Origin of the sequence: Ramlibacter sp. (assembly GCF_028291745.1) — a bacterium.
In the GTDB taxonomy this organism is placed as follows: Bacteria; Pseudomonadota; Gammaproteobacteria; order Burkholderiales; family Burkholderiaceae_C; genus Ramlibacter.
In genome coordinates, this window is sequence record NZ_JAQGNQ010000064.1 from 1 (window position 1) to 4,810 (window position 4,810).

5 protein-coding genes are annotated in these 4,810 nt (G+C 70.1%); 1 reads left to right on the plus strand and 4 read right to left on the minus strand.

Going from position 1 to position 4,810, the window contains the following annotated elements:
• A partial coding sequence (locus JWP60_RS11255; protein WP_299790720.1) for a xanthine dehydrogenase family protein molybdopterin-binding subunit occupies positions 1-2,087 on the minus strand: 2,087 nt, incomplete at its 3' end.
• Positions 2,088-2,095: 8 nt separating this feature from the next.
• Complete coding sequence (locus JWP60_RS11260; protein ID WP_299790723.1) at positions 2,096-2,554, minus strand: (2Fe-2S)-binding protein; 459 nt, start codon at positions 2,552-2,554, stop codon at positions 2,096-2,098.
• 323 nt (positions 2,555-2,877) lie between these two features.
• Between JWP60_RS11260 and JWP60_RS11265 the strand changes: the two genes are divergently transcribed.
• Positions 2,878-3,183 (plus strand): hypothetical protein, encoded by a 306-nt coding sequence (locus JWP60_RS11265; protein ID WP_299790726.1) that lies wholly within the window; start codon positions 2,878-2,880, stop codon positions 3,181-3,183.
• On the opposite strand, the gene JWP60_RS11270 is transcribed toward JWP60_RS11265, so the two are convergent.
• Both JWP60_RS11270 and JWP60_RS11275 read right to left on the minus strand, forming a co-directional pair.
• Positions 3,122-4,042, minus strand: a complete 921-nt coding sequence (locus JWP60_RS11270) for a succinylglutamate desuccinylase/aspartoacylase family protein (RefSeq protein WP_299790728.1) — start codon at positions 4,040-4,042, stop codon at positions 3,122-3,124. The two genes, JWP60_RS11265 and JWP60_RS11270, sit on opposite strands and share 62 nt — an antisense overlap.
• Before the next feature lie 25 nt (positions 4,043-4,067).
• On the minus strand, positions 4,068-4,810 hold a 743-nt coding region (locus tag JWP60_RS11275; protein ID WP_299790731.1), incomplete at its 5' end, for a 2-dehydropantoate 2-reductase.

Consider the following 4,810-nt stretch of genomic DNA (forward strand, 5'->3'; position numbering starts at 1 on the left):
GCGATGCGCGGCATGTCGGGCATGCGCGCCACGCTGTACTCGCCGAAGTTGCTCTGTTCGACGGCACCGTCCTTCAGCGTGATCGCGTTGCCGGGCAGGCAGGTGGAGAGTCCCATCAGCGCCGCGCCCTGGACCTGCGCCTCCACGCTCATCGGATTGACCGCGAGGTTGCAGTGCACGCCCGCCGTCGCCGCGTGCAAGGTCGGCACACCCTTTTCAACCGAAGCCTCGACCACGTAAGCGACCACGGTGCCGAACGACTCGTGCACCGCCACGCCCCAGGCCTGTCCCGCGGGCAGCTTGCGCTTGCCGTAGCCGGACTTCTCCACCGCCAGCTTCAGCGCCGCTTCATGGCGCGGTGCCTTGCCCTTCATCAGCTTCAGGCGCAGGGCGACCGGGTCCTGGTTGGAGGCGCGCGCCACTTCGTCCAGCAGCGTCTCCATGACATACGCGGTATGGGTCGAGCCCACGCTGCGCCACCACAGCACCGGCACGTTCACCTGCGGATGGTGCACGGTCAGGCGCATGGGTATCGCGTACGGCTCCTTCATGCCTTCGACCGCGGTGGCGTCGATGCCGTCCTTGACCATGAACTGCTCGAACATGGTGCCCTTGGTGATGGACTGGCCGACGATCGCGTGGTCCCAGGCGAGGATGTTGCCCTGCGCATCGAAGCCGATCTCGGCGCGGTGCACGTGCATCGGCCGGTAGTAGCCGCCCTTGATGTCGTCCTCGCGGCTCCACAGCATTCGCACCGGTGCCTGCACTCCGGCGGCATGCGCGGCCTTGGCGACCTGGCAGGCTTCCACCACGTAGTCGCTGCTCGGCACGCCGCGCCGGCCAAAGCCGCCGCCGGCAGTCTGCACGTTGACCTGCACCGCGGCGGGTGCGATGCCCAGCGTCTTTGCGGCGGCAGCGGCGTCCAGGCCCGGCATCTGCGTGCCCACCCACAGTTGCGCCTTCTGGCCGTCGAAGGCGACGGTGCAGTTCAGGGGCTCCATCGGCGCATGCGCGAGGTAGGGGAAGACGAACTCGGCGCTGATCTTGTGCGGCGCGTTGGCCAGCGGTGCCAGGTCGGCATCGAAGCGCTTCGGCCCGGGCGTGCGCGCCAGTTCGCGGTACTTCGCCAGCAGCTGCTTCGTGTCCGCGTGTTCGACGCCGCTCGTGTCCCATTCGAGCTTGAGCGCGTCGCGCCCCTGGTGCGCGGGCCAGTAGCCGTCGGCGATCACGGCCACGGCTTCGCCGCCGCGGTCGGTCGGCACGCGCACGACCGCCTGCACGCCGCGAATGGCCTTGGCGCCGCTGTCGTTGACGGACTTCAACTTGGCACCGAATACCGGCGGATGCGCGACCACCGCCGTGAGCATGCCGGGCAGCCGCACGTCGATGCCGAACGACTGCTGGCCGGTCGACTTCGCCTTTGCGTCGAGACGGCGCGTGGCTTGGCCGATCAGGCGGAATTGCTTCGGGTCCTTCAAGCTCACCTTCAGCGGCACCGGCTGCTTCATCGCCGCCTCGGCGAGTTCGCCGTAGCCGGCGCGCCGACCGCCCGGGCCCAGCACGAAGCCGTTGGCGGTGCGCAGCTCGGAGACGGGTCGCTGCCACTGCTGCGCGGCCGCGGCGAGCAGCATCGCGCGCACGCGGGCGCCGAGCTCGCGGTATTGGGAGTACGAGTTGTGGATGCTGCTGGAGCCGCCGGTGAGGTGGATGCCCATCACGGGGTCGGCATAGGCGGCGTCGGCGTTGCCGTGCCGGCTGCGCACGCGCGACCAGTCTGCGTCGAGCTCCTCGGCCAGCACCATGGGCAGGCCGGTCTGCACGCCCTGGCCGAATTCCAGTCGGTTGATCGTGACGGTGGTGGTGCCGTCAGCGTCGATCTGCACGAAGGCCGAGGGCTGCTGCGCCGGCTTCACGCCGCCGGACTCCTGCGCGGAGCCGGCCAGCGGGAACACGCCGAGGGCGAGGCCAGCGGCGGCGGAGAGCTTGAGAAAGCTGCGGCGCTCCAGCGGGGCTGCACCGCTCGTGCGGGGCAGGCGCTGCGCGAGAACCTTTTGCAGGTCGGAGGCGATGGCGGGGTCGAAGTGCATGGATCTTCTCAGGCGAGCGTGGCCGCGGCTTCGTGAATGGCGGCGCGGATGCGCGCATAGGTGCCGCAGCGGCAGATATTGCCGGCCATGGCCTGGTCGATGTCGGCGTCGGTGGGCTTGCGCTTGGACTGCAGCAGGGCGGTGGCGCTCATCACCTGGCCGCTCTGGCAGTAGCCGCATTGCGCCACGTCGTGCTTGACCCAGGCAGCCTGCACCGCCTGGCCGACGTGGTCGCTGCCGATCGCCTCGATCGTGGTGATCCGCTGCCCCTCGGCGGCCGAGATCGGGGTCACGCAGGAACGGGTGGCCGCGCCGTTGATGTGCACCGTGCAGGCGCCGCACAGCGCCTGGCCGCAACCGAACTTGGTGCCGGTCATGCCCAGCGTGTCGCGCAGGGCCCAGAGGAGGGGCGTGGAAGCATCGGCATCGACGGCGACGTCCTTGCCGTTGATGTGGAGTTGGGTCATGGGGCGGTCCTGCTCGCAAGGGGGAGATTGGCAGGCTGGACTGTAGCGACGAACTTGCGCCCGATCCGCCGGCGCGCCGCATGCCCTTATGGCTCATGCGAATGAATCATGCCGGTCCTTGCGTCTCCAACTTTCGTGCACGGTTCGGGCGCAAGGTCTCGCATGGCGCGACATTCACGCGAATATTTCGGTGCCACCCCACCGCCAGGCATGCGCCCCGACAGGTCCGGCGCCAGCGCTCCAGGGCCCCGCCCGTCGGGCATCCGGTTCGCTCCGCTTGCTGGTGCTCGACAGTGGATGTACAACAGGTAACGAGGAAAATCATGTCACACGGCACCCCATCGCCAGAGCTCACTGTCCTGCGCATCGCGGCCTGTCTCGCGGCGCTTGCCTTGTGCGGCAGTGCGGTGGCGGCCCTGCTGATGAAGGCCGGCGTGCTGCCGGCCAGCCCCACGCGCTTTGCCGCGCTGGGAGTCGCCGCACTGGCGTTCGCCAACTGGCTGGTGCGGCTGCTGCTGGAGATGGAACGCCGCCGCTCCTCGCCAGGACCGGTGGCGACTACGGCGGTCAAGCCAGGCGACGATCACGGGCCGCGAAGTAGAACCATTCGGCGCCCGGCGTGGCATTGACGTTGGGAAACACGATGAAGCCGTCGGCCGGTGCGCGGACCTCGGCTCCGTTGCCGCGCCAGCCCACCAGCTCGCCTGCCGCCAGCGGCTCGAAACTGGTCCAGGGCCTGGCGAAGCGATCGCCCGGCTGCTCGCGGTCCCACACGTCCACCAGCCGCAGCGTCTCCATCGCCTGAGCGGCCGGCGCCGGAGCATCTACCAGGCGCAGGTGGGCCAGGCCCTTGAGGATGGCACGGTGCGCCACCTCGGGCGCCAATGGGTCTTCGTGTTGACCGCATTCCAGCGTCACGCCATAGCCACCGTGCGCGCGCAGGTACTCCGTCGTGCCCATGCCGTAGCTGCTGCTGACGCCGCGGCGAGCGGCCCCGCGCGCGTAGGTATCGAGCCAGCCGTCGACGGCGCGGCTCACACCGAGTCGGCGGGCGAGCGACTCCTCCTCGGCCGCGTGGGCGAACGGCTCCAGCGAGCCGGTGTTGTCCTCGGGGCCGACCATCACGAAAGGCTGGCCCGGCGAATGGAAGGAGTGCAGGTCCAGCAGCACGTCGTGCGCCTCCAGCAGCGGGCAGAGCTCGTTGGCGATGCGGTCCTCGTTGTCCTGCGGCGCCGCGGTGCGCTGCAGGTTGCGATTGAGGTTGCGGTCGCCGGCGCGCTGGTTGCGCTCGTACGCCAGGCGGTTCGTCACCGGCACCAGCGTGAGCTGGCCCCGCAGCACCTGCAGTTCGCCCGAGGCGAGCTGCTTGAGCGCGCGCTCGATGGCGATCGAGCCGCACTTCTCGTTGCCGTGCACCGCGCCCAGGATCAGCAGTCGGGGCCCGGCCTGGCTGCCGCGGAAGACGTGGGTGTCGAACAGCGAGGGCATTCCGCTATCCTGCCACGCGGCCGATTCAGCGTGCCGGCGAGGGGGCCGTGCGGCGGCCGCGATACACGCAAAGACTGGCATAGGCTGCCGCCAGCAGCGGCGCGGCCAGGCCGAAGGACTGCGCGCGGCGCAGCATGTCGCCCACGATGTGGTCGGCTTCGACGTCGAGTCCGCGCTGCAGGTCGCGGAACATGCTGGAGGCTTGCGGCGAGCCCGGCGTGGTGATCATGCGGGCGACGCCGTCCACGTAGGCGGACGCCAGCTTCTGCCCCGAGGCTGCGGCCACGGCCTCGCACTCGGCCAGCAACTGGCGGGCCAGTGCCGCCCCGCCGGGCGCGGCGACGATCTCGCCGATGGTGCCGCGCATCAGGCAGTTGATGCCGCCCAGGGTGGTGAGGAAGACCCACTTCTCCCACATCTCGCGATCGATCTCCTGCGCCAGGCGCGATTCGAAAGCGGCACCGCCGAGGGCGGCATGCACGGCATCCAGCCGCGCGGGGTCCGCGGGGCCGGCCGCCTGGCGCTGCCCGTACGCGAGCTTCTGCAAGGCATTGAGCTGCACGATGCGCCCGCTCTCGTCGACGGTGGCGGCGACCTGGCTGACGCCACCCAGCACGGCGGGCTGGCCGAAGCGGGCGGCGAGCAGGTCGATGTGGCGGATGCCGTTGAGGACGGGGACGATCAGCGTCGCGGGTCCGACCGCGGGCGCGAGGTCCTCGATGGCCTGTTCCAGCCCGTATGCCTTGACCGCCAGCACCACGAGGTCGA

Excerpts from the sequence above, each read along its gene's own strand:
- JWP60_RS11260 (WP_299790723.1), bottom strand. The coding sequence starts at position 2,554 with ATGACCCAACTCCACATCAACGGCAAGGACGTCGCCGTCGATGCCGAT.
- JWP60_RS11265 (WP_299790726.1), top strand. The coding sequence starts at position 2,878 with ATGTCACACGGCACCCCATCGCCAGAGCTCACTGTCCTGCGCATCGCG.
- JWP60_RS11270 (WP_299790728.1), bottom strand. The coding sequence starts at position 4,042 with ATGCCCTCGCTGTTCGACACCCACGTCTTCCGCGGCAGCCAGGCCGGG.